At 57.0% G+C, this 258-nt stretch carries 1 protein-coding gene; it reads left to right on the top strand.

Annotated features, from left to right (window positions below; genetic code table 11):
• A partial coding sequence (locus I6E40_RS11115) for a DUF3874 domain-containing protein (RefSeq protein ID WP_235387299.1) occupies nucleotides 1–258 on the top strand: 258 nt, incomplete at both ends.

Genomic DNA, 258 nt, shown 5'->3' with positions numbered 1-258 from the left:
CGATTAGTCGCGAGGCGATAGACCACGACCAACTCTATGCACAGGTCATGGCAGAGTTGGCAGCGGGTCAGCCGACCTTCTTCTCCAAAGAGGAGGAGGCTGAGATTGAAGAACATAACCGCACCTTCTACCGTCAGTCCCCGTTGGCGGAAGCATTCCACAAGTCGTTTATGATGGGCGAAGGTTCGGAGGCTACGCAATGGCTGTCCGCCACCGAAATCTTCGAGACCTTGAAGCGCGAATCCCCGCGTGCGCTGC

It is taken from the genome of Prevotellamassilia timonensis, assembly GCF_021531665.1.
GTDB lineage: Bacteria > Bacteroidota > Bacteroidia > Bacteroidales > Bacteroidaceae > Alloprevotella.
The sequence above is the reverse complement of the archived record's forward strand: the minus strand, read 5'-3'. Positions and strand labels throughout refer to the sequence as shown.